General features: G+C 57.3%; 1 protein-coding gene. It reads left to right on the top strand.

Annotation, left to right across the window (positions count from 1 at the left end):
* Positions 1 to 58: 58 nt before the first annotated feature.
* The coding region (locus PUR71_RS41120; RefSeq protein ID WP_329925370.1) for a hypothetical protein at positions 59 to 335 on the top strand (277 nt) is incomplete at its 3' end.

Below are 335 nucleotides of genomic sequence, written 5' to 3'. Positions count from 1 at the left end.
GTGTGTTGTTGTACTTGTTTGGTGATCACTCGCCGCGGGGCGGGTGGGGGGTGGTTGGTTGCGTGTGGTTCTGGTGGCGGTGGTTGTGGTGGTGGGGGGGGGTTGTACGCGGGGGGGGGGTGGGGGGGTGGGTGGTTTTTTTTGGGTGTGTGGGTTTTTTGTTTGTTGTGTGGTTTTTTTTTTTTTTTTTTTTTTTGGTGGGTGTGGGTTGGGGGGGGGGGGGGGGGTGGGGGGGGTGGTGTGGGTGTGTTTTTTTTTATTTTTTTTTTTTTTTTTTTTTTTTTTTGTTGTTGTCGGGGCCCGCGGGCCCGCCCGCGGCCGCCCCCCCCCCCCCC

Origin of the sequence: Streptomyces sp. SP17BM10 (genome assembly GCF_036322405.1) — a bacterium.
Lineage (GTDB): Bacteria > Actinomycetota > Actinomycetes > Streptomycetales > Streptomycetaceae > Kitasatospora.
This window is presented reverse-complemented; position numbering and strand designations above follow the sequence as displayed.